Raw genomic sequence first — 22,298 nt, 5'->3', positions numbered from 1 at the left:
GCGTTGTGTGATTCAGGTCGTCGAGACGCGGTCGATCACCGCGATGATGGCCATGTCCACGGGGGTCGTGGACAGCCCGGCCGCCATGCGGGCGGCAGACCCGCTGACAACCAGCACCGTATCCCCGACCCCAGCGCCGCAGGTATCGACCGCAACCCGCGCGGGATCGATCAGGCTGCCCTTGCTGTCGACCAGATCCGTCACCAGCAGCTTTGCTCCGACCAGCCTGGCATCCTTGGCGGTTGCCGTGACAGTTCCAGCGACCTTGCCCAAGTGCATCAGAACGCCCTCAGGTAGCGGTCCAGCTCGACCTGTGTGACCTGTTGATTGAAGAATTCCAGCTCTCGCTCGGCCTGTTGCAGGACCAGTTCCCACTGCATTTCGCCCATGACATCGCGCAGCCATTCCGATCCGCGCGCCAGATCGATGGCGGTTGGCAAATCGGTGGGAATTGGGTCTCCGATCCCTTCTTCATACCCGTTGCCTGTCGTCGGTTCCGAAGGGGACAGCCCCTGTTCGATCCCGTCAAGCCCGGCGGCAATCTCGGCCGCAAGCAACAGATACGGGTTGGCGTCTGCACCGGCATCGCGCTTTTCCACCCGCACGGCACTGTCCGAGCCTTCGATGACACGGATACCAACCGTCCGGTTGTCATAGCCCCAGCTCGCGTTGATCGGGCAGAACGTATAGGGCTGGCGACGGCGATATCCGTTGACCGTGCCGCTGCCGCAAATCGCCGTCTCGCACATGCGCTTTTGCAGGCCTGCGATGAAGGATTTTCCGGTGTCGTTGATCTTGCCGTTGTCGGCAAAGGCGTTTTTGCCGTCTTTCCACAGCGAGTAATGCGTATGAAACCCGTTGCCCGATTGATCAAAAAACGGCTTGGGCATGAAAGTCGCCAGATAGTCGTGCGCGATCCCCAATTGCCGGATCAGGGATTTGAACAGAACGACACGATCCGCAGCTGCCAGGGCTTCACCATAACGAATGTTGACCTCGATCTGGCCGGCCGCATATTCCGGGTTGGACTGTTCGATGGGAATGCCACATTCGTTGATCTGCTGACGGATCGGGCCAACGATGTGTTCCATCCGGGCGGCGCGGCCCAGGCCGTAGACCTGGATGCCCGTGTCGCGGGGCTGGCCGGTTTCCGGGTCCAGCAGATAGAATTCCAGTTCCGTGCCGACATTCACCTCGAACCCCATGTCGCGGGCCCGGTCCACCTGCCGCACCAAAGCCTGACGCGGATCGATCGGCACCGGTTTGTGATCCATGCCCTCAGCGCGGCCAAAACAGACGGCCACGCCCGGTTCCCACGGGACAGCGACAGGCTTTGTCATCGGAAAGACATGCATGTCGGGATAGCCGTTGTCGAAATTGACGTAAGGCGTATCCCAGACGTCGCAGGTCATATCGATCGCCAGCAGCGCAATCGACAAGGCATTGCCGCTTTTGCAGACATGATCCCAATGGCTGGCCGGAATGCGCTTGCCACGCATGATGCCGTTGAGATCCCCGACACCAAGAATGACGGTATGTGTGCCCTCGGGCAGATCAAACCCCGAACTCATTTGCGCGTACTCCCTGTTTTTAGCTTTATAATTGCTGTATTCTGTATACAGTATTCACAAAGCCAGTCAGGAAACAAGGAAAATCTGCGCCATGTCCAAAAGCTCGGTCATCGTTGTCGGAGGCGGCATAGTTGGCGTCATGACGGCGCTTACACTGCAACGGCGCGGCGAGGCCGTGACATTGATCGACAGGTGGGAGCCGGGACATTCCCGTGCATCTTCAACGGATTACAACAGAGTGATCCGCGCCATATCCGGGCGGGACGAGTTCTATACGCGGTGGGCGCGCGAAAGCCGCCTGCGCTGGCTGGAGTTGCAGGCCGAAAGCGGCCAGAACCTGATGTACGAATGCGGCGCCTTGATTCTGGCGACTGCGGGACATTGCGACTGGGAAGACGCAACCGCACAGACTTTCGACCGGGTCGGGGTGCCCTACTACAAATTCGGTCAGCAGGATATCGAATCGCGGTTCCCTCAGTTCAAGGTCGCCGATATCGAATATGCGCTGTTCGAACCCGAAGCCGGAATGCTGATGGCCCATCGATGCGTTCTGACCGGTCTGGACCTGTTCCGAAAGGCAGGAGGCAGAATACGGCGCGGTCGCGTCACCACGGATGGATCGGAACGTCCGATGCTTGACGGCAAACCGCTCGAGGCTGATCTGATCATCATGGCGACCGGCCCATGGATGGCCGACATGTTTCCCAGAACGATCAAGCCGATCTCGACCGTGGTCGGCGTCAATGTCCTCTACACTTCGACACCCGACGGGTCGGAGGATTTCGACATGAGCCGGATGCCCTGCTGGATCGATCACGGGCAAGGGTCATTTGGTCTGCCCTCGTCCGAAGGATCCGGCGTGAAGGCGGCGGTTGTCATCCCGGACAAGATCGATCTGGACAATGATGAACGGCTGATCCGCCAGGAAACGCTTGGCCGCACACGCAGCTATATCCGCCACCGGCTTCCGGGTTTGGAGGGGCAACGGGTTGTGGATTCCAAGTTCAACCAGATCATTCTGACCCCGGATACACATTTCATTGTCGACTGGCACCCCGAGCATGAAAACGTGCTGTTCGCCGGCGGATGCTCTGGCCATTTGTTCAAGCACGCCCCGGTGTTTGCAGAATTTGCCGCAGGCGTTGGGCTGAAGGATTTTGGGACCGCGGACCGGTTCAAGATCAGCGGCCGCAGAAAGCTGAGCCCGAAGGAAAGCCCCAGCGGACGCTAACCATCTAAAAGGGCGCGATAAATTCCAGCATTCGGGCATTTGCCCTGGGGAAGACGCGCGCCCGCCCGAATTGCGTCACGGCAGGTTTCGGCCTGAAGGCAGTGCCCGCATTTTTCCGCCAGTTCCAACCCCAGCTCCGGGTGCGCGTTCAGGTCTGCCTCGGTCAGTCCGAATTGTCCGGCCATGGCGAGTATACGCTCTCGTGCCTGCGGTGCGCCCGATCGCAACATGGCCAGATCCGCGCGGGACAAGCCAAGGTCCGAAAGCTCTCGGTCACTCAGGTTTTCATCCCGAGGCGAGCTGACAATGCGCGCTTTTTTATGAAAGAAATCTGTGTATCCCGACATCTCGCGGCCTCCTCCACCACGTTATGGATACAGTATACACAGTGTTTCAAAGCCGGAATTGATCAGGATCAAGCGGGTTTTCAGGTCTTACGGCCGACCGCAGGCCTTGCGAAACAAGTCAACCGCCTGCGCGGCGGCCAGATCCTTCGGCACATGTGCCATTTCAATCGAGGCCAGCCCCTCATCCGCCTCTTGCGGTGCAAGGAACACGTCGCGCCCGCGCACGAACAATTCACGCAGATGGCTTGCCCGGTATTCGGGATGGAATTGCACGGAACGGGCCGGGAAATCATAATCCAAGGCCCCTACCGGGCAGTGATCCGCCGACCCTGTCACCCGCGCCGAAGGCGGAACATGCGTGACCTGATCCTGATGCCAGACAAAGGCATCAACGCTGGCTCCGCCATAGTCAAAGCCTCGTGCGCCGACGACATTGCCGATCTCGGCCTTCTCGGCTTTGCCGCCATAGACATCCGCCATGATCTGATGACCAAAGCAGATGCCAAAGACCGGCTTGGCATGGTCCCGGCACAACTCCAGGAAATCGCGAAGGGGCCGCATCCACTCCGTGTCATCGTAGACGCCGAATTCGGACCCTCCGACAACAACCCCATCAAAATCCCCGAGCTGAGGCAATGCCTCGCCGTCGACCACATCCACCGTGGAAAATCGGGCTTCGGGCAGATGTGGTTCAAGCCATGCGCGGATCTGCTGGGCCGTACGCGGCAGCCCCTCAAGCAGCGGCAATGGATGAAGGGTCAACTCAAGAAGTGCTATCCTCACCAGTCGAAGGCCCGGTCGATGCCCGCCATCTTGACGCCGGTAAAGGCCGAGGCCTGAAAGCTGAGCGCGCGCAGATCTTCGGTTTCCAGATTGTGCACCGAAGATTTGCCGCAGGCCTTGGCAAGCGCCGTGATCTCCATTGTCATCGCGGTCAGATACCGCGCGACGCGCTCTGCACCTGCATGCGGGTTCATTCGCGCCTCAAGGTCAGGATCCTGCGTTGCGATCCCAACCGGGCAACGGCCCGTATGGCAGTGATGGCACGCCCCAGGCGATGTTCCCAGCGCCTGGTAATCGTCCAGATATCTGGGAGTATTGCATCCCAGCGCGACCATCGCGGCATTCCCGATCATGACCGCATCCGCCCCAAGCGCCAGACATTTGGCCGCGTCCACCCCTGATCGAATACCCCCCGCGGCGACAAGCGAGACCTTGCCGCTCATCCCGCACTCATCCAACGCTTCGCGTGCCGCTCGTATGGCACTCATGGTCGGTATGCCCGTGTGATTCAGCAGCAACTCGGGTGACGCACCGGTGCCGCCCTCGGCCCCATCCACCACAACCACATCCGCGCCCGCCTTTGCAGCCACGGCCACGTCGAACCGTGGTCGCGTGGCCCCCATCTTGATGAAGATCGGCACCTGATAGTTCGTGGCGATCCGCAATTCCTCGATTTTGACGGCCAGATCGTCGGCCCCAAGGAAATCGGGATGCCGGATAGTGGATCGCTGATCGACCCCTTCGGGTAAAGTGCGCATTTCGCTGACCCGCGGGCTGACCTTCATTCCCAGCAACAGACCGCCGGTGCCCGGTTTGGCCCCCTGCCCGACCACCAGTTCAAGTGCATCGGCGCGGCGCAGGTGATCCAGATCGACCCCATAGCGGGCGGGCGACATCTGGTAGAGCAGGCGTTGGGAGGCTTCGCGCTCCTCTTCCAGCATGCCGCCTTCGCCGGTGCAGGTCATGGTTCCCACCTTCGAGGCACCATAACCAAGCGACGCCTTGGCCGAGGCCGAGAGCGCGCCGAAAGACATCGATGCGATATAAATCGGGATTTTTAGTTCCAGTGGCCGTTCCACCAATCCGCGCCCGCCGCCCAGAACCGTCGTCGTATCGCAGCTCTCGCGGTATCCTTCAAGCGGCAGGCGGGTCATCGTCGCCGGGACAAATGTCAGATCGTCGAATGTCGGCAACTGCTTGTTGAACGTGTTGTAGCCACGCACCTGATACCGCCCAAGCTGCGCCAATGCGTGAACTTCCGATATCGCTTCGGGCGTCCAACGGGTTGATCCCCCCTCATCATAAGACGAAGGCACACCGGCCGGTCGTCCATCGACCGCGCCTGCGTCGCGGAACCGTATTTCTTCCTCTGACGCGACTTCGAACGGGTAGTCATAAGGTTTACTCAGATCATGAGCCATGCGCTTGCGTCCCTGCTTTCAAAATACCAAAGGCGCTGGCCAGAGACCATTTTGCGCCAGTTACGAGAGCTGTCGACAAGCCCCAGAGGGTCTAGGATCGCATCGACCTCGGCCACCTCTTCGGCAGTGGGTTCGATCACCGAGACGTCCACACCCAGACTGTCGACTTCGCCTGCGACCCAAACCTCGCCTTCCCACAACGCGTCCGCACAGGATTCACCCGCACCGCCCAGCGCAATGATGCGGCCCGCATGCGCCATGAAACCGGATTGGTATCCGATCTTGCCCTCGACCACGATGTTGCCGCCCTTCATGGCAACACCGACACGCGGCCCGGCATCACCTTTGACATGAATGGTGCCGCCAATCATCGCAGCCCCGCAGGACATGCCCGCATAGCCACCGACAGTGATGTGACCCTTGGCCATCCCTTCGCCCACGGCCCACCCGCAATTGCGTTCGATGGAGATGTTGGCGCCAGTGTTCAGTCCACCGCAATAGTATCCCACCGAACCTTCGAAAGTGATGTCCACATTATCCGGCAGGCCCACGCCCAGATTGTGTCGCGACAGCGTATCGACAACCCGGATCGGCCGTCCTGATGCGCAGGCTGCCATGATATCCCGGTTCACCTCACGAATGTGCCGCTTGCCGACTTCGATGACGATTTCATCCATCTGTCTTGCTACCTCGCTCATGCTGCCAGGCTCCGGTTGCCGACACCCCAGATGCCGGTCAGCGATGGGCCATCATAGTTGATAACGTCGCATTCCTCGGCCATCACGCGACGAACAGCCTGTTCTTCGGTCGCGGCGGCCAGATCCCCATTGCGATTGACCACCACCAGCGGCTTCATCGCGAACCGATCCTTGGCAAATCCGATCCCGTCCGGCGTTGCGATCATGTAGGTGAATACCCCGTCGATAGAGGTAATCGACTTTTTCAGCGCCTGTTCCATCGTCAGGCCCGCTTTCATCTGGTCACTGACCCAGACCGCAATCAACTCGCTGTCATTCTCGGTCAGAAAGCGATAGCCCTTTCGGCTCAACTTGTCGCGCCAAGTGAAATAGTCGGTGATCTGGCCGTTATGCACGATCGCCACATCCGAAAACGGCCGCGCCCAAAACGGGTGTGAAGCGTTGGGCAGAACCGAGCTTTCCGTCGCAAGCCGCGCGTGGCCAAGACCATGGGTGCCGATGATGTCGCGCACGCCATGCTTTTCGGCAACCGCTTCGGCCCCGCCGATATCCTTGATGATCTCAAGACTACGGCCGCAGGACTGCACTTCGAACCGGTCCGTCAGCTCATCTGCATCCCGCACCCAGGCCTGCAAATCAATCGGGTCCGAGATTTCCGCACGAAAGCAATAATGCCGGTTCTCATCGGTTACGATCTTCGGATCGGACAGAAAGCCAGAGCTGTGATCCTTCAACACCGCCTCAAACGCATTCAGGTCAGCATCCTGCCGGGATTTGTCAAATCCCATCCCTCGTAAAACATATCCGGTGTCTCGTGGCGGCCCATAAACTGCAAACCCGGTGCTGTCTGCGCCACGGTGTTCCTGCGCATCCATCAGGTCTACCAAGTCCGCCCCGACCTGCCCGGGTGCGGTAAGAATCCTTCCAGCGATTCCACACATGAAGAGCTCCCTGTTCAACTGCGTTTGTATACTGTATACAGTACACGGACAATAGCAAGCCCATTCGCCTTGGCACCAGATGCTTTTTTGAATACAGAATTCACAAAACACGGAAAGAGAGGCTTCGAGTGGCTCTGAAACAGATAAAAACACAGCGCAGACGGCTGGCGGACGAGGTTTATGATCAGTTGGTCGAAGCCATAATGAGCCGCGAAATCTCTGCCGAAGACCGATTGGTTCAGGAAAAGCTGGCAGCGGAACTGAACATCAGCCGAACCCCGGTTCGCGAAGCCCTTATGCGGCTGGAAACCGAAGGGGTTCTGGAAGTCGCCGCAAGCGGTGGTTTCCGGCTGGCACGCATGGATCAAACCGAAGTCCGGCAACTGTATCAGGCCCGCGCCGCAATCGAAGGTCAGGCCGCCCGGATTCTTGCGGCCCACGCAGACCCCGCGGTTCTGGAGGGTTTGCGCGAGCTGATTCGTCGTGAGGAAAACCTGACCAACCCTACGACGCGCGACTATTTCATAGCCAATCGGCGCATTCACCGCGCCTTCATGGTTGAAGCGGGAAACAAGTTCCTGCTGGACATGTTCGACATGATCTGGGGCAAGGCCATGGCCTTTCACCTGTTTTCCGCCATCGAAAATGTCGACATTTCACAGTCTCTGGGTGATCATCAGGCGCTTGTCGACGCGATTGAAACCGGAGACGTGACAGAAGCACTGGAAACCTTTACCGCCCATATTCAGGCCGGGTTCGATTTGCAGATCGAGGGGCTGAAAGAAGCGGACAACGGCTGATGCACAGAACCATAGGCAAAGCGGACCGCGCCGGTTCGCCTGACTGAAACCGGCTCATGCATCGTGTGCAATGCCATCAAGGTATCCGCGCGCTGTTCTGACAGCTTCATGACAAAACGGTCATTTTCGTATATTATTGAAATCTCTCATTACAAAGACGCTCCGATTCCATCGGAGTTGATATTTGAACGACACGTTTTTCCACAGGCGGTCCCAAGTCGACTATTCGACCACCTCAGATTCCGGAGAGAGAAATGAGTGCTGACGAAAACGACAATCGCAAAGAACACGAATACACCGAAAGCGAAAAGACAGATCCGGAATGCCGGTCTGTCGATGACAGGCTGACCGCGATCGAGCAGCGCCTCGACCAGTTGATGCGCGTCATTGAACCAGGCCCGGAAGACAGGCTGGAAACCGTCGAACATCGCGTGGACGCGCTTTTGACATCCATCGAATCCCTGGGCGAGCTGGGTAATCATTCTTCTGATTTCAACCCCACGTCCACCGGTCCTGCCTTCGGCTTCGTTGACGCCGGCAGCGTTGGCGCTCCGACGCGCCGCACGTTCAGCTGGGCCAAAAATTGCTGCAAGAACTGGTGCAGCATCCGTGCCAGCAGCAAAGGGTGCCATCCAAACGCCTGCTGAATGACAAATCCCGTTTGGCGGGGAAGATTGTTTTGCCCATGTCTATTTCGACAACGCGGATTGATGCGGCAATACAGTCCATTGCAGGATCGATTGTTGCAGCCCCGATCAGAACTGATGCAATCGGACTGGGAAGCGCCGTCGCCGGAGAGGCGCTGGCATTGTTGGCGGCAGACAATTTTCTGAATGATGATCGCGTGCGATCCGCCGCGTCACGTCGCCTTGCGGCCATTTGGGCTTGCGACCGAGACCTGCGCGGAGCCCCTGTTTCTCTGTTCGATGGCCGCGCCGGCCTTGGGTTGCTGGCCTGTCATGCTCTGGACGCCAATCCACACGATCCCGAAGCGCAACTGGCGCTTGACCGTGCCCTGCGTTCGGTTGCGCAACGCCTTCTCGAAGCCCCCTGGATGGGGCACTTCGATCACGTGTCCGGTCTTGCGGGTATATCCGTATTTCTGTGCGAACCGAAATCCCGGACGGCCCGTCTTGGGGGAAAGTCGCTGTGCCTGCGTTTGTCAGAGGAGCTTTGGAGGCACTCGGCACGAACAGAACGGGGGCTTGCGTGGACAGAACCTTTTTCCTCACCGGAAGACGAGACCGGCCCCCTGAAAACAACGCGGTACCTCGTCAACATGGGGCTGGCGCATGGTTCTCCCGGCGCCGTTCTGGCTCTGGCCCGCCTGGGTCGGCGGCACGCGTTCACGCCACGACACATCGAAGACCTCAAAGACGCGGTCCTGTTTCTGCTTTCGCACCAGGGCGCGTTTTCAGACAGCGGCCTGTCATCCTGCTTTCCCTGCATGTCAGCGCTCAGTCATGCCTGGGAGGTACCGTCACGTCTTGCGTGGTGTTATGGCGACCTTGGCATCATATACACCGCGCTCGCGGCGGCGAGGCTGGTGGGTATGGAGGACGAAATACGCGATGTCGCATCGCGGGTTCTGATATCCTGCGTCGACAGACCTTTTCATGAGACGGGTATCAATGACGGCGGGCTGTGCCATGGCGATGCCGGAATTGTGGTGATGGCCCTTGCCATTCGATCGCTTTATTCCAAAGCAGACGTCGATCCTCTGATTGAAAAGCACGCCAAACGGCTTTTGTCCCTCGTTGAACGGGAATTGAGCCCGGACGGGCTTCCCGCGATCGGCGCAGGCTGGAAGACGTTTCAATCGACGGATCTTTTGACCGGGTCGAGCGGCGTTTTGTTGGCACTGCTTGCCCTAAGGGACCCGGGTTACCTCGGATATCTGAAGTTCATGGGGCTGGATGTTGAACAGAATGTCCACTGCCCGTCCCATCCGGAACCGCACAGCTCTCGTCCGTTCCTCGGAATTCGTGTATGTACGCGTTCACCGAAGCACGATCTTGGCGGAGTCACAAAAAGCACCCGAAAAAAGGATCTGGAAAAGCGTGCTTCAGATTTAATTCGCGATCCGTCCTTTGCCTTGTCGTTGTTCATAGCACGACCCGGTTTTTTCTCGAAGGTCATGCGGGAAATCGAGAAAGGCGAAGGCCTCTCCCCCGCAGTCCTCGGCACATTGTATCGGTTTGTTTACAGAATGTGTTTTCGCCCGACGCCGTTCGGCGCATTCGCGGCAGTGGGCACGGCAATACCTGTTGCAGGCAAGGACATCGTCACCGTGGCAGACCACCATCTGGATATGGATCTGGACTGTGGGTTTTTGTCTCATATTGCCGCCGGACTCGCCGAAACGCAAAGCACGAGGGTGCGGTGCAATCCATCGGCCTGGTGGGAACAGGACGTTCTGCACTGGATAACCAACGGTGATCTCGACGGGCCCTGGAACCACGAACAGATCATTGCAGCGGCGGATTCCGATCTGGCAGAGTTCATCTTTGATGTCGATTCCGTCCCGATTTCCGATCTGGAAACGGCCCTCAAAGACCGCCCTTTCAAATCTGCCGTGACAATCTCGGATCTATGTCGGTCCGAGGCTCTGATTCCACAGAAAGACCCAATACTTCTGGGGCATGACGCAACCGCCAGAACCCTGAAGCGGCTGGAAAGAGATATGACCGCCCGTCAAAAGAGAGGCTTGGCGGCGCTCGGGCATGCTCTTGATGCCGCGCGTGAAACCCCTTCGATGATCGCGTTAAAGCAACTGGGGCGAACAGCTGACTCTTTCGCCCCGGGTTGGAGAGGTGATTTTCTGCATGTCGATGCGCATTGCGTCGGCACGTTGGAAACTCCACTGCGCGCGGTGCAGGCACTGACCGACGCATGGAACATTTTGGAAAAGATCGGCTTTCGCGTGCCAAAGCCAAACCGTTTTCTGGAATTTGAACGGCGTTTCCTTGACCGATACGGTGACCGCGCCGTGTTGCTGGGTCAGGCTGTGGATGCCGAAAGCGGGCTAGCATATCTCGGCATGCCGCTGCGAATGGATTTCGTTACAGGTACGGGGTCGTCAAGTGATGCCCCCAGGCAAAACCTTCAGGAATTTCCGCTGGAACCCGATTGGGACGCGCGCAAGTGGGTGCTTTGCGCGCAGGATATCGAGATCCTGCATGCCCGCAACACGGATCAGGCCCCTTTCGCCATCCAAGATGGCGTTCTTCTGAGCAAAGTAGGACGCAGCTCCGGGCACAACCCCGTCTGGACGGCCTATCCCGAAGGAATTTTTCCGGGCGGCCCCAAGGCGATTTTCGGCCGTTTCTCAAGGCGAAATCAGTTGATCGCAAACACGTTGATGCAACACAGCCCCACGCGTGAAGAGGATTCAACAATTGTCGAAGCAGACATCCTGTGCGCCACGGACCCCCGGTCATCAAACATCCTGAGGCGCGCCAGCCTTTCCCGGTGTGTCATCGAGATCCTCGGCGACAGCGGGTTACCGTCCGAACAGAGGATTCCGCTGCACGATCTGTGGATTCGTCACGATGGCAGTCGGTTCCGGCTGTTCTGGGGCAGCCAAGGCGTCGAGGTCATTCCACAGTTGCATGCTGCGCACCAAAGCCCTCCCGGGGCGCCCGCTGTCTATCTTCTGCTCATCGACATCGCCATGCACATGCGGCAACCGTCGGTGATCTGGTCGTGGCAATCGCAAAGCAATCGGAACCGGCTGCCCAGGGTCCGTGCTGGAAATGTGGTCCTTGCACCGCAACGGTGGCGGCTTTGTATCCCGACAGAGATGGTCAGGTCAGGCAAAGCGGAATTCTGGATGGAAGCCAACCGACAAAAACTGGAGTTGCCGCGATATGTGGCCCCCACGGATGAGGCCAGCGACATGGCCACGCCATGGGATCTGGACAACCCATTTTCCACTGCCAACCTGATCAAGACGCTGAAAAAAGGGCCGCTTTCAATCTGCGAGTACCTTCCAACGCCCAAGGATTGGTGGATCGACTCACCGCATGGTCGATTGGCCTCTGAACTGGTTTATGCCCCAGCAAAGCCCGTTGATACGTCCTTTGTCGAATACGATGCCAACCCGACCGCATGGCAACCGCTGGGGCACGGCACTGATGAGGCCGGATCATGGTTGTATCTGCGGCTTTTCGGGGATGCCATAAAGCTGGAACAGTTCCTGAAACTGCAATCGAACAGGTTGACGCTTTGGCAGAAACGCAACCTGATCGAGAACTGGTTCTTCGTAAGATATGCAGACCCGGAACTTGAACTGCGCCTCCGCATCAAATTTTCAAACGATCATGACAGAGTTCTGAGGAACCGGGTGCTTGTTCACTTGCAGAAAACGGCCGGTGGATTGGTGGACAGGTTTCTTGTTGACGAATACCTGCCTGAAACGGCGCGCTACGGCGGAGAACTGGGGCTCGGCGCATGCGAGAGGATATTCGGCGCCGACTCGATCACTGCGCTTGACGTGCTCAACGATCCGAAGATCGGTCGATCCAGACGATGGATGGCATCAGCCGCCAGTATCGATGCCCTGTTCGAAGATTTGGAACTGCCCACAGGTGTTCGGCTGGCGATCTCCGAGCGCTGTTCACAAAACTACGGCGGCGGCCCGGCGTCGCGCCGGATTGCCCGTCGTGCTACTGGAAAGGAATGGAAAAGTGCATGCGTTGTTCTGAGTGAACTCGGTGTGGGCAAGGGTATTCAATCGCGGCCATCGCGCTGGAACGCACGTGCCGCCAGGCTTCATCCGGATCTTGGACGCCTTCAGCGAGAAGAACAGGATGGCCGGTTGGGAAACAGCTTGGCCGACGTTCTGGGAAGCCTCGCTCATATGTCCATCAACCGGATCCTTCACTGGGGAACCGCCGCGGAAGAGGCGGTCATCCACGAGGCGCTGTGTCGACATTATCGAACCAAATTGAACCACGGGTGGAAATCGTCCTAGGCGGCATGCTCATGGCAGCGAGTTGGAACCTGAACCGTCCGCCCGAAACATGGGCTGTCCACACATACCCCCTGCCCCTGAATGAAGCACCCGGCGCAAGGGGCAAGGCAACGCGGACGGTTGCGCTTTTGACCGGCAGCGGGACACCTCGGAACCTGGATCGCACTTTTACAGCACGCGGCGTTTTGGGACCTGTCTACTTACCGCGTAACCTGCAAGCGCCGAAAGCGATTTTGCCACGCCGCCCCTTGGCACGGGGCTTAGCGCCGCTATTGCCTGGTCGCGGTATTCTTCAGGCAATTGCTGCCTCTTGATATGGCGCGTGGCCGGGGAAAGCTCTGCCAAAAACCGCGCGGGGTCGCGGTGGCTAAGGAAAGCACGGGCTGCCGCGCCCCCTGTTTGCCCCCGCGTCGCCTCGAGAATAGGCACGCTGAATAGCCCGCTGGAAAGGTCTGACGCAAAAGGTGTGCTGCCCGCAGGGCGGTCCAGGGCAAGTTCATCCTCGGTCAGCAGGTAAGCCAGGCCAAGATTTTCGCCATAATCGCGAAAGGCGACTGACAGTTCGTATTGTTCGGCAAGCATCGCACCGAGTTCGCAAGGCAGTCGAAAAAATGCAGCCATACATTGCCGGATCTGCGCGATGCGCATTTCGACCGTCAAATCCGGTTGCCATGCGGACCGAAGCTCGGACACTCGGCCTTCACATGCCGAGGCCATGGCGCTCAGAATTGATGGCACCAGATCCGGGCAGTCCCGTGCGCCGACTTCGTGTGCTTTCGCCAACAAGTAGTCGCCTGTCAGTATCCCAAGCTTGTCGCCCCAGTTGGCCTTGGCGTCGGCTGTTGCTGCCGCAGCCTCGATCCCCCGAATGCCGCTTTGGGCAAGAAATCCCAAATACGCGAGTTCCAGCGCCGTGGCCGCGGCCCGACGTCTTTTTGCCTCGACATCACCCAGATAGGACGTCAGCAAAAGCAACAGCGAAGGTCGAAAGGCAACCATGTCAGCTCGCTTGCCCACGAAGGACATGCGCGTCAGAAACGGCCAATCGGTGCGCACGATGTGATTGAGGCGCGCGCCCACATCGCGCAGGTCGTCCCCAAGCGGCATCTCGGGCACTCGCACAAGGGGCGATACGTCATCCAACATGGCGCTTTCCACATCACCGCCAGTGCCTTCAGGCACCAAAACGGCACGGCGCAGCATGTTGTGAACCGGCTTTTCGCTTTCGAACGTATCGTCCAACACGCGCCAGATGAACTCGTATCGGCGGCTTGCGCGGTTCCCGAGCGTGAAGTACCCGGCAAAGCGATCCCCCAGCAGAAGCGCATAGTCTTCCGCCGCCACCCAGGGGCCTGCCCCGGTGCGGAGGCACCGATCAGTGGTTTGCGCCGCAAGCGCACCGGATTCCAGCGCAAAGCTGATTCCTTCGCCTGTAAACGGGCTGATAAGACCGGCGGCGTCCCCAACCAGCAACAGACCCGAATGGGCGGCGCGTTCCGGTGCGAAATCGAATCTCAGCGGTGCCCCCAAGGTCGTGCCGGACAACTGAATGCCCGAATATTCCGGATAATCCTTGCGGAGCACGTCCAGAAATTGATCGAACAATGTCCTGACATTGGCATCAAACGCCCTGCAAAACAGCCCGACACCGACATTTGCAGTTCCCTTCCCCGTTGGGAACGCCCAGCCATAGGACGGCAACAAATACCGGTCCGTAACATCAGTCAACGGCAGCATTATTTCCAGCTGTGGCGGAGTGTCTCCGCAGCCATCGACATAACCGCGAAGCGCGGTGCCATAGCCTTGTTCCGGTGTTTCCCGCAATCCCGCTGCTTTCGCCAATCGAGACGCGGCCCCGTCTGCGGCGATGACCATGTACCCGGTCAGAACCGCTGTCGTGCCATCCTGCATCCGAGCGGTGACACCTGTGACAGTCCCGCTTTCATCCGTTACCAGATCGTCGGCGCGGCATTTCGGCAAGAAAGCCGCTCCTTCCGCGCGGGCCTGACGCAAAAGACAGTCATCCAGTATCAAACGGGGTACAACCAGCCCATAGTCGTCTTCTCCCTCGTATCGAAAATCCCGGTGGCCCCTGTTGCGCATATGGACACGCACACCTTCGACCTCCTGTTGATCTGTAAGCGCGGATAGAATGCCGAGGCGTTTCAGCTGAGAGATACCGGACCGGGTGATCCCGTCTCCACAGCTTTTGTCCCGAGGGAAATCCTCACGGTCGATCAGAATGACCTTTCGACCTCTCCGCGTCAGCTCGATGGCGGCAGCGCTGCCGCCGGGCCCCGCACCGACAATGACGGCGTCCCATGTCTCGGCCGCGGCCTCCGCAGGTGTCGCAAGCGGCAGATCCTCGGCTAAAGGGCCGTAACCGTCCATGTCAGGCCCTCCTTTCGACCGAAAGCCGGGCGAGGTTTGCCAGCGAGGCGCGCAGCACATGATCATCCAGCCCCGAGATGACCTGTACGGCCGCTTCGGATTTGTCCCGCGCCAACTGTTCCGTAGCTTCCACCGCGCCCGAATTGCGAATGATCTCTACAGCGCGCGAAATATCCGCATCCTGCATTTCAGCCAGCCTCAACCTGGCCCGCAATTCATCGGCGGCCTGACCGTTCTGACCCAGGCACAGGAGCACCGGCATCGTATAGGCCCCTTCGCGCAGATCAGAGGCGGACCCCTTTCCAAGTTCCGCGCTGCTTGCAATGTAGTCCAGAACATCGTCGCGCAGTTGAAACGCAAGGCCCAGGCACTTTGAATAGGGGATCAGTGCGTCTCGATCCTGATCACTTACGTCTGCCAACATCGCCCCCAGCGATGCGGCGAGAACAAACAGCTCGGCCGTCTTGCCCTCGAGCATTTCAAGATGCTCTTCAATGGTCCAATCGGCGTTGTAGGCGTTTTCTGCTTCGCGCAACTGCCCCAGACACAGCGCAGCGCAGTGTTTGCCAGCCAGCTCCGAGGCCTTGGGGCTGATGGAATCCAACAGGTTTATTGCACGGGCCAGAATGAATGTTCCGGCGAAGCTGGCGATGGGCGAAGACCAGCGACGGTTCACGCTTTCCGCTCCACGCCGAAGTTCGGCCCGGTCCATGACGTCGTCATGATAGAGCGACGCCACATGGATCATTTCGACAGCCGCCGCCGCCTGAATTGCGCGCTTGCGGCCTTCTGTGTCGGTGAGGCTTCGCGCGGTAAGCAGCAGAAGAATTGGCCGCAACCGTTTCCCGCCAGCCCCGATAAGCCAGTGGGCTATCTCTTCGAATCCCGGCTGGTCCGAGGCGACGGCATCCAACATGGATGCTTCAACCTGGGGTATCGTGGCCCGGACCTGTTCGTCTTGCAACCAGTCAGACATCCGCAATCTTGCGGAACTGCGCCAGCGTCTTCTGCAAACGCTTCGACCTGAGCGCCGCTTCGGAGTTCCTGATGAAACTGTCGTAGCCCTCGTGCAATGCTGCGGACTCGGCGCGAACGACAATCTCACCACGGTGGAAAGCGTCCATTACGGTCATCCTGCCTTCGGATATGGCCACAAGTGCTTCCGGTGAAATCGCGCCGACGCCCCGGCCTTTCCCTTTGCGCTTTTGGCTCGGGTTGATGAGAACTTCACCGCTCATCACCGAAACGTCGACCGACCCCATACCAAAAACACCAACCGTTGCACTGGCGCCCTCGTACTGCTTGACCAGTTCAGCATATTCCTTCTTGGCGTCCGCCTTGAAACCCGCCAAAGCATCTTCGGCCAGTTTTTCGACTGCCTTTGCACCCTCTTCCGGCTGCATCCGCTGTTCATAGTCTGCCACGTTCGTATCCTCCGTTCAAAAATATCCAAATCAGACCGAGCCGACCGCCGCCCGAGCATCCACACGCCCGGCGCCCTGCTGCGTGGTCGGTGCGCCGATATCGACGGCGGTGGCCATGAGAACTGCCTTGATGTCAGCCGGCAGCAGTGTCGGGTTTCGCTGCAACATCAGCGCCGCGACCCCTGCGACATGGGGGCAGGCCATCGAGGTGCCGCTGGCCTCGAGATGAAGCGGATCTATCACCGTCGCGCCGCCATTCATGTCATTGCCGGTCGCCGATCGCGATGCCACGATATCCACGCCGGGGGCGGTGACATCCGGTTTGTCGCGTCCATCCGGCGTTGGTCCGGGACTGGAGAAACCGGCCATGTTGTCGCTGTCATCGCTTGCGCCGACGGTAATCACGCTCTGCGCAATACCCGGACAGCGAATGCGCGTGTCATAAGTGCCGCAACTGTCATTGCCCTCGTTGCCCGCGGCCACCACAAAGGTCACCCCGGCGGTCGAAGCCGCATCAGCGGCGACACATAAAACGCATGTTCCGTCCGGATCGACCCAATTGCCGTTTCTGTGGGAAAAGCCCCAGGAATTGGAAAGAACATCCATCCCGTCTGCTACGGCCTGTTGGATTGCCGCAACGCAGTTGGGAGCGTTCCCGCTGCCAAACTGATCCAGCAGCTTGTAGTCGTGGATAACCGCCCCCGTGGCGACACCACGGAACGTCGCGCCATTGCTGGCGACAACACCCGCACAATGCGTACCGTGCCCGTTCAAGTCGCCCAACCCCTCGCCGGTAAAATCCTGTTGGGTGCCGAAATTCCCGGCAAGTTCGGGATGTGTCTGGTCCACGCCCGTATCCAGAACGGCAACATCCACTTCGGCACCGTTGATCCCGCTGGCTTCCACGACATCGGCATTGATCAGCGGACGGCTGTTATCCAGGTCGACCAGGATCTGGTTTTTGCAATGAGCCATCTTCAGGACATCGGCGCGCCCTGCGATATCCGTAATGCGCTGATCATCGGCAAGGACAACCAGACTGTGAGTCAGCCAAAACGACCGCTCGACTTCAATCCCCCGCTCTTCAAAGCTTTTGGCGATTTTGCCCACCACGTCTTCACCATGGCGTCGGTGTTGCATGATCGAACGGCGGCGCTGGCGCCGGTCGAACGCACGGGGCGGGCGATCCGGCGATGCCCTGCCGCTGCGCAGCGAGACCAGCACGCGATGCCGGGGAAGCTGGGCGGTTTCGGTTTGGCCAAGCAGAGCGTTCAGGCGCGCCTCTTTTCGGTTGGCCAAGAGGTCGCGCAAGATAATGCTGTCCATCTTCGAGATGGACTCGCTGCCAAACTCGGCACGAAGCTTCTCGATTTCACGACGTTCCGCTCTTTCGAAGCGATCAACGTGTTCCCGGCTTAACTCGGACATTTCGTGCTCCTTTAGATCATGGTCTTGTGGGATTTTCAGGAATGGCCTGACGTTTGGTGGAATGGGTGATCATCACCACGGAAGGATCGTTGGCCATTGTCGCGATGGCCCCGGGCGAAAGTTCAACGGCAACACTGTCTATCAGCCACAGTTCGGTAATCCCGACACCGCCCAGGTTTTCCAGGGTACCGACCAGGGGCCGTGTGCGTCGGCGGAAATAATCTTCGCGTGCCTTCGTTTCGGCGCGCCGGAAAGAGGGCGCATTGCCTTCGGTGTCTGGCGCCAAGCGCAATATGACCTGCACCGAGTGCCCATCATCGCCGTCTGTTGCGGCCTTCGCCAATTCCGATCGCAGCTGCGTGTCCAGCTTGCCCCAAGCCGCCTTGGACAGGCCGAACGGATGGGGGCTGTTGGTTTCGGTCAAGGTTCTGTCCTCCGTGGTCGTCCTTGAACTGAACATGGCCGGTGCGACGGCACGATCGAAGCGCGGATTCACGACAATGCCGGGCCCCGGTTCAGGCTCAGCCGAGGGCGTACTGCGCGGGTGTTCCGGCCGGAAACACAGTTCGATCAACGCCGCTTCCTGCGCGCGCATGGCGAGGGTCATCATACCGCTCGCCTGAATCTCGATGACCTGTACCCCCTGCTGCTGCGTTCCTGTCTGGGTCGTCAGGACATTGCCCGCCGCATCAAGCGCGATGATCGTTATGGGCTTTCCGCCAGCAAAGCTCAACTTGAGGCGGGCCCAATCAGCAACGACCGGCAGATGGGCAAAGACACCGGCGATGGAAAGCAACAATTTGGGTGTGCCTTGCGGCTGGAACCCGCCAATGATCTGAAGAACGCTGCCCTTCGTCGGCAGGAACCGCACACCGCCGACGTTCAATACCGGATGGCGGGAAGGCAGTTTCTGGCCGCGAAAATCAATGCAACGTTCACGCGGGGGAATTTCCGGATCGGGCTTCGGCTGCTCCGGACAATGCGGCTGAATCGCGATGAAAGCGCAATCATCAACATAGCCAAGCGCATCGTTGCGCGGATCATCTCCACTGAACTCCAGAAATACCGTCACGGCTTCGGCTTCCGCCGTCACGCGGCCCCGCAATTGCCGCCAGGCACCGTCCAGATCGCCGGTCCACCATTCCACCCAGGGCGCCCGCGGATCATCACCACCGCGCGGATCCAACCCCAAAGCATAGCCGCCTGCGTCGCCAGCCTCCTTCGCGAACCAACACGAGAACTCATAATCCCATCCCGGGTTTGAGCCCAGCGATTGCCACAGCCCGACACGAAGGCCGCGCTGTGCGATGACCCGTTGGGACCTGTCCCCGGTCCGGACGATGCAACCTTCGCAGTCAAAGGCATCGGCAGGGATCGGTGCCAATTGCGGAACGGGATTTCCCTTTCCGGCGTGAAAGGCTGCCAAGTCGGTCAGCCATGCATAGGGTGTCCAGAACCGACCGACATTGCCCGCTGGAAGCGAACGGAAACCATCTTCGAAACCGGGGTTCAGCAAATGCACGACCCGGACGGTCAGGTCGTCCTGACCAAAGGCGCCATCGTCATCCATGACGGTACAGACGGCCCGGAAGTCACCACAGTTTTCATAGATATGCGAGGCGGTCGCCGTGCCTTCGGCTGCCGGTGGTTCGTTCGTTTCCTCGATCAGGGCGGTGCGGGGTTCGCTGCAATCGCCGAAATCCCACTTGGCCGTATGCGTGTCGCACCAGCCGGGATCCCGGAAATCGGCGACAAGCGTAATCGGTGTGCAGACATATGCATAAAGGTCAGGGCCAGCTTCGACCTCGGGCGGAACATTGGTAACGGTGACACGCAGGGTGTCGATGGCCTCGCCGCCGTTGACGTCGCGAATACGCACCGTGACGGTGTATTCGCCATTGTCGCACCAGGCATGGGTCACGGTCGACGTGCCTGTCGCCGCAGGAGGAGCATTGGTTTCAGAAATCACGCCGGGTTTGGGCGCGTGGTGATCACCGAAATACCACATGGACTCGTGGGTGTCGGGGTATTCGACATCTCGGAACCGTGCGACCAGAGTGACCTCTTCACCCTCCTGCACCGTCAGATCAGGGCCGGCATCCACTGTCGGCGGCACATTTTCGACGGTAACAAGCGAGAAACTGCGACTGCGCGCGCCACCCGGCTGGTTGATCGTCAGCGCATGTTTTGCGGTGTAGACACCACTTGCAGCATAGACATGCTGAATCGAGGGCAAGACCGCGGCCGGTGTTCCGTCACCCGGCAACCACTCGTACCCCGCGTCAGGATGTTCATTCGCAGCCGCAAGCGACATGGCCGATGCGGCCGCACCCGACCGTGCACCACCCGAATCCGCCGGGACGACATCCGTGGCTTCGCAACTGCTTATGACCGTGAAATCTCCGGCAATTTCAAGACCGTCGGTATCAATCACGATCGGGTCCGAGAATACCGCTTCGACCCGCCCGATCCTGGCAAGGTTCTCCGGCCAGCCGGTGATACCCGTGACTGTATTCGTAACTTCATCTGACAGGATTTCACTGCCCATGCTTTCGGCAATTCCCCGGACGACAAGGGCCACGATCACAACGACCAATGCGCCCAGAATTCCGAAAGCGCCGAATGACAATATCGCGGCGATTGCCGTCAGCACCCAAAGCAGCACGGATTCTTCGGGATCGACATCGCTGTCGATTTCAAAGTGATCCATTTGCTGTCCACCTGTTGGGCCCAGCGAACCATTCGGCTGCCAGCGCAATCCGACATCATTGAAAAAGTCGGCATCCACATCAATGCTGCCCAGGATCGCGTCTACGACCGTCACCTTGCCCGATATTCTGATCGCCCCAGTCCTGAGGCTCACGTCCAGATCGGTCAGCCGGACTTCGCGCCCGTCAGGTGTAAAGGTCTTTGGAAGGTCGTCATCCGACAATTCGGCTTCGATGCGCGCCGTTTCAATCGATGCTTCGACCTGGGCCGCGCTGATGGCGATTGCAAAATCCCTGTCAGCAGGGATGAAATTGGCAAGCCCGCCTACGTCACCGCCGCCATCATCGTTCAAGGCGATCGCCAGAAACTCGTTTGTCACACCAACGGTGATGCTGTCGACTTCAAACTCTTCGTCCGTTGCCTCTGGTCCCCAGATGTAAACGAAATCGCGGGCCTCAAGATCCTGATGAAAAAAGTCGCCGATGAATTCTTCGATCTCGGTTACTGTCGGGGCCGCAATTGAAATCTCGCCCAGCCCACTGGCCAATTCCTGCCCCCGTGACACCAGTTCGCTGGATATCTGGGCGTCGAGGTCAATCGCGACCAACGGGATCGCCGCCAGTTGATCACGGTTGTCGATGTAATTGTCACCCTCTGGCCCATATTCCGGACCGGCAGGGTTGATCGCGTCCACGGTAACGGTGGCAGCGTTCAAATCCGTGCGGAATTCCGAACCGACCCGACTGAAAGGTGCCGTGATGTTGATCCGCGTTTCGATCCCCATGGGGTCCTGCGGATTGAAAAAAAGCTGTACCGTCGGCCCAACGACAATGTTGAACATCCGCAGATAAACCGGCAGCGAAATTGTTATGTCACCGCCTGACACGGTGGTTTCAATATCGTGCGCCGCATCCGAGGCGTCGTTGAAGATTTCCGCATGGACATCCGTCGTCAACGCTCCCAAGGCAAATTGCAGCTCGGTCTCATCGATGACATGGGGGATGGAGGGAAAGGCCGGATCGATCGGTCCGCCGGGGCCGCCGTTCTCATAAGCTTTGTCCACGAATTCGCTTGCGAACAACTCGATATTGGACGCAATCGGATCGCCGCTGGTCAGCGTGGCGGATACCTGGTTGCGAGGCAGGCCATCCAACAGCCATCCCACATCCTGACGCCCGGGAATTAGACCAATCGGCGCAGCCGCGGCAAGATCGGCCGTCATCGTCAGCATTTGCGCCGATGGAACCGGGGGGTTTTCGATTTCGATCTGGATCAGGACACCAAGTTGAATTTCGGCACCGGTGATGTCCGGACGCAAGCTGGCGTCCAATTGGTCTTCGGGAATCTGAACCGACCCGTCAGCTACGACAAAACCGCCAAAGGTTTCACCTGCGGGAACATCCATGAATTCGGGAATGCGGCCTTCATCGCCGGGATCATCGTCACATTCCGCGGACTTCCACGCCCCCCGAATGACCTTTCGCAGGACCTCTTCCGAGGCTTCGACGACAACTTGGTATCCTCTTGTATTTGCCATCCTGACGTCCTCGGTGTGACGGCGCGAGGGAATCGCGCCCGG

At 59.1% G+C, this 22,298-nt stretch carries 16 protein-coding genes; 4 read left to right on the top strand and 12 right to left on the bottom strand.

Features of this window, described 5'->3' with window-relative positions; all coding sequences use genetic code 11:
- Positions 1 to 12: 12 nt before the first annotated feature.
- Both GS614_RS13530 and GS614_RS13525 read right to left on the bottom strand, forming a co-directional pair.
- Positions 13 to 279 carry a EutN/CcmL family microcompartment protein gene (locus tag GS614_RS13530; protein WP_171170465.1) on the bottom strand — a complete coding sequence of 89 codons (267 nt, stop codon included), beginning with the start codon at positions 277 to 279 and terminating at the stop codon, positions 13 to 15.
- Positions 279 to 1,571 (bottom strand): glutamine synthetase family protein, encoded by a 1,293-nt coding sequence (locus GS614_RS13525; protein WP_171119485.1) that lies wholly within the window; start codon positions 1,569 to 1,571, stop codon positions 279 to 281. The genes GS614_RS13530 and GS614_RS13525 overlap by 1 nt, the downstream gene beginning before the upstream one ends.
- Before the next feature lie 91 nt (positions 1,572 to 1,662).
- On the opposite strand from GS614_RS13525, the gene GS614_RS13520 reads away from it, so the two are divergent.
- Positions 1,663 to 2,802, top strand: a complete 1,140-nt coding sequence (locus GS614_RS13520) for an FAD-dependent oxidoreductase (protein WP_171206568.1) — start codon at positions 1,663 to 1,665, stop codon at positions 2,800 to 2,802.
- On the opposite strand, the gene GS614_RS13515 is transcribed toward GS614_RS13520, so the two are convergent.
- The 5 genes from GS614_RS13515 to GS614_RS13495 all read right to left on the bottom strand — a co-directional run bounded on the left by GS614_RS13515 (position 2,799) and on the right by GS614_RS13495 (position 6,992).
- Positions 2,799 to 3,149: a DUF1127 domain-containing protein gene (locus tag GS614_RS13515; RefSeq protein ID WP_171726562.1), complete on the bottom strand. Its 351-nt coding sequence runs from the start codon at positions 3,147 to 3,149 to the stop codon at positions 2,799 to 2,801. The genes GS614_RS13520 and GS614_RS13515 overlap by 4 nt on opposite strands.
- Positions 3,150 to 3,236: 87 nt before the next feature.
- Positions 3,237 to 3,932, bottom strand: coding sequence for a type 1 glutamine amidotransferase (locus tag GS614_RS13510; RefSeq protein ID WP_171726561.1), 696 nt, complete (start codon positions 3,930 to 3,932; stop codon positions 3,237 to 3,239).
- A complete protein-coding gene (locus GS614_RS13505) occupies positions 3,929 to 5,353 on the bottom strand; it encodes an FMN-binding glutamate synthase family protein (RefSeq protein ID WP_152457492.1) in 1,425 nt (474 codons plus the stop codon). The genes GS614_RS13510 and GS614_RS13505 overlap by 4 nt, the downstream gene beginning before the upstream one ends.
- Positions 5,338 to 6,051 (bottom strand): glutamate synthase, encoded by a 714-nt coding sequence (locus GS614_RS13500; protein WP_171119480.1) that lies wholly within the window; start codon positions 6,049 to 6,051, stop codon positions 5,338 to 5,340. The genes GS614_RS13505 and GS614_RS13500 overlap by 16 nt, the downstream gene beginning before the upstream one ends.
- The gene (locus GS614_RS13495) at positions 6,048 to 6,992 is read right to left on the bottom strand and encodes a glutamine amidotransferase (RefSeq protein WP_171119479.1); all 945 of its coding nucleotides are present in this window, start codon (positions 6,990 to 6,992) and stop codon (positions 6,048 to 6,050) included. The genes GS614_RS13500 and GS614_RS13495 overlap by 4 nt, the downstream gene beginning before the upstream one ends.
- A gap of 128 nt (positions 6,993 to 7,120) precedes the next feature.
- Here GS614_RS13495 and GS614_RS13490 point away from each other — a divergent pair, with 128 nt between their 5' ends.
- The 3 genes from GS614_RS13490 (at position 7,121) to GS614_RS13480 (ending at position 12,767) form a co-directional block, all read left to right on the top strand.
- The gene (locus GS614_RS13490; protein WP_171726560.1) at positions 7,121 to 7,792 is read left to right on the top strand and encodes a GntR family transcriptional regulator; all 672 of its coding nucleotides are present in this window, start codon (positions 7,121 to 7,123) and stop codon (positions 7,790 to 7,792) included.
- A 254-nt stretch (positions 7,793 to 8,046) separates the two neighbouring features.
- Positions 8,047 to 8,439, top strand: coding sequence for a hypothetical protein (locus GS614_RS13485; protein WP_171119478.1), 393 nt, complete (start codon positions 8,047 to 8,049; stop codon positions 8,437 to 8,439).
- Between the two features lie 38 nt (positions 8,440 to 8,477).
- A complete protein-coding gene (locus GS614_RS13480) occupies positions 8,478 to 12,767 on the top strand; it encodes a thiopeptide-type bacteriocin biosynthesis protein (protein ID WP_171726559.1) in 4,290 nt (1,429 codons plus the stop codon).
- A gap of 168 nt (positions 12,768 to 12,935) precedes the next feature.
- Here GS614_RS13480 and GS614_RS13475 read toward each other — a convergent pair whose 3' ends face one another.
- From GS614_RS13475 to GS614_RS13455, 5 genes are read right to left on the bottom strand one after another with little or no spacing between them, the layout of a single operon-like run.
- Positions 12,936 to 15,158, bottom strand: coding sequence for a geranylgeranyl reductase family protein (locus GS614_RS13475; protein ID WP_171726558.1), 2,223 nt, complete (start codon positions 15,156 to 15,158; stop codon positions 12,936 to 12,938).
- Position 15,159: 1 nt separating this feature from the next.
- Entirely contained in the window at positions 15,160 to 16,134 is a 975-nt protein-coding gene (locus GS614_RS13470; protein WP_171726557.1) for a polyprenyl synthetase family protein, read from the bottom strand.
- On the bottom strand, positions 16,127 to 16,582 hold the full coding sequence (locus GS614_RS13465) for a hypothetical protein (protein ID WP_171170442.1): 456 nt from the start codon (positions 16,580 to 16,582) through the stop codon (positions 16,127 to 16,129). The genes GS614_RS13470 and GS614_RS13465 overlap by 8 nt, the downstream gene beginning before the upstream one ends.
- 30 nt (positions 16,583 to 16,612) lie before the next feature.
- A complete protein-coding gene (locus GS614_RS13460; protein ID WP_171726556.1) occupies positions 16,613 to 18,010 on the bottom strand; it encodes a S8 family serine peptidase in 1,398 nt (465 codons plus the stop codon).
- A gap of 16 nt (positions 18,011 to 18,026) precedes the next feature.
- A complete protein-coding gene (locus GS614_RS13455; RefSeq protein ID WP_171726555.1) occupies positions 18,027 to 22,256 on the bottom strand; it encodes a PKD domain-containing protein in 4,230 nt (1,409 codons plus the stop codon).
- Positions 22,257 to 22,298 lie beyond the last annotated feature (42 nt).

Source organism: Ruegeria sp. HKCCD6604, from assembly GCF_013110635.1.
Lineage (GTDB): Bacteria > Pseudomonadota > Alphaproteobacteria > Rhodobacterales > Rhodobacteraceae > Ruegeria.
The sequence above is the reverse complement of the archived record's forward strand: the minus strand, read 5'-3'. Positions and strand labels throughout refer to the sequence as shown.

What these genes read in the sequence shown, in the direction of transcription:
- GS614_RS13505 (WP_152457492.1), bottom strand. Translation starts at nt 5,353, where the DNA reads ATGGCTCATGATCTGAGTAAACCTTATGACTACCCGTTCGAAGTCGCG.
- GS614_RS13455 (WP_171726555.1), bottom strand. Translation starts at nt 22,256, where the DNA reads ATGGCAAATACAAGAGGATACCAAGTTGTCGTCGAAGCCTCGGAAGAG.
- GS614_RS13500 (WP_171119480.1), bottom strand. Translation starts at nt 6,051, where the DNA reads ATGAGCGAGGTAGCAAGACAGATGGATGAAATCGTCATCGAAGTCGGC.
- GS614_RS13480 (WP_171726559.1), top strand. Translation starts at nt 8,478, where the DNA reads ATGTCTATTTCGACAACGCGGATTGATGCGGCAATACAGTCCATTGCA.
- GS614_RS13485 (WP_171119478.1), top strand. Translation starts at nt 8,047, where the DNA reads ATGAGTGCTGACGAAAACGACAATCGCAAAGAACACGAATACACCGAA.
- GS614_RS13520 (WP_171206568.1), top strand. Translation starts at nt 1,663, where the DNA reads ATGTCCAAAAGCTCGGTCATCGTTGTCGGAGGCGGCATAGTTGGCGTC.
- GS614_RS13495 (WP_171119479.1), bottom strand. Translation starts at nt 6,992, where the DNA reads ATGTGTGGAATCGCTGGAAGGATTCTTACCGCACCCGGGCAGGTCGGG.
- GS614_RS13530 (WP_171170465.1), bottom strand. Translation starts at nt 279, where the DNA reads ATGCACTTGGGCAAGGTCGCTGGAACTGTCACGGCAACCGCCAAGGAT.
- GS614_RS13460 (WP_171726556.1), bottom strand. Translation starts at nt 18,010, where the DNA reads ATGTCCGAGTTAAGCCGGGAACACGTTGATCGCTTCGAAAGAGCGGAA.
- GS614_RS13525 (WP_171119485.1), bottom strand. Translation starts at nt 1,571, where the DNA reads ATGAGTTCGGGGTTTGATCTGCCCGAGGGCACACATACCGTCATTCTT.
- GS614_RS13470 (WP_171726557.1), bottom strand. Translation starts at nt 16,134, where the DNA reads ATGTCTGACTGGTTGCAAGACGAACAGGTCCGGGCCACGATACCCCAG.
- GS614_RS13475 (WP_171726558.1), bottom strand. Translation starts at nt 15,158, where the DNA reads ATGGACGGTTACGGCCCTTTAGCCGAGGATCTGCCGCTTGCGACACCT.
- GS614_RS13515 (WP_171726562.1), bottom strand. Translation starts at nt 3,149, where the DNA reads ATGTCGGGATACACAGATTTCTTTCATAAAAAAGCGCGCATTGTCAGC.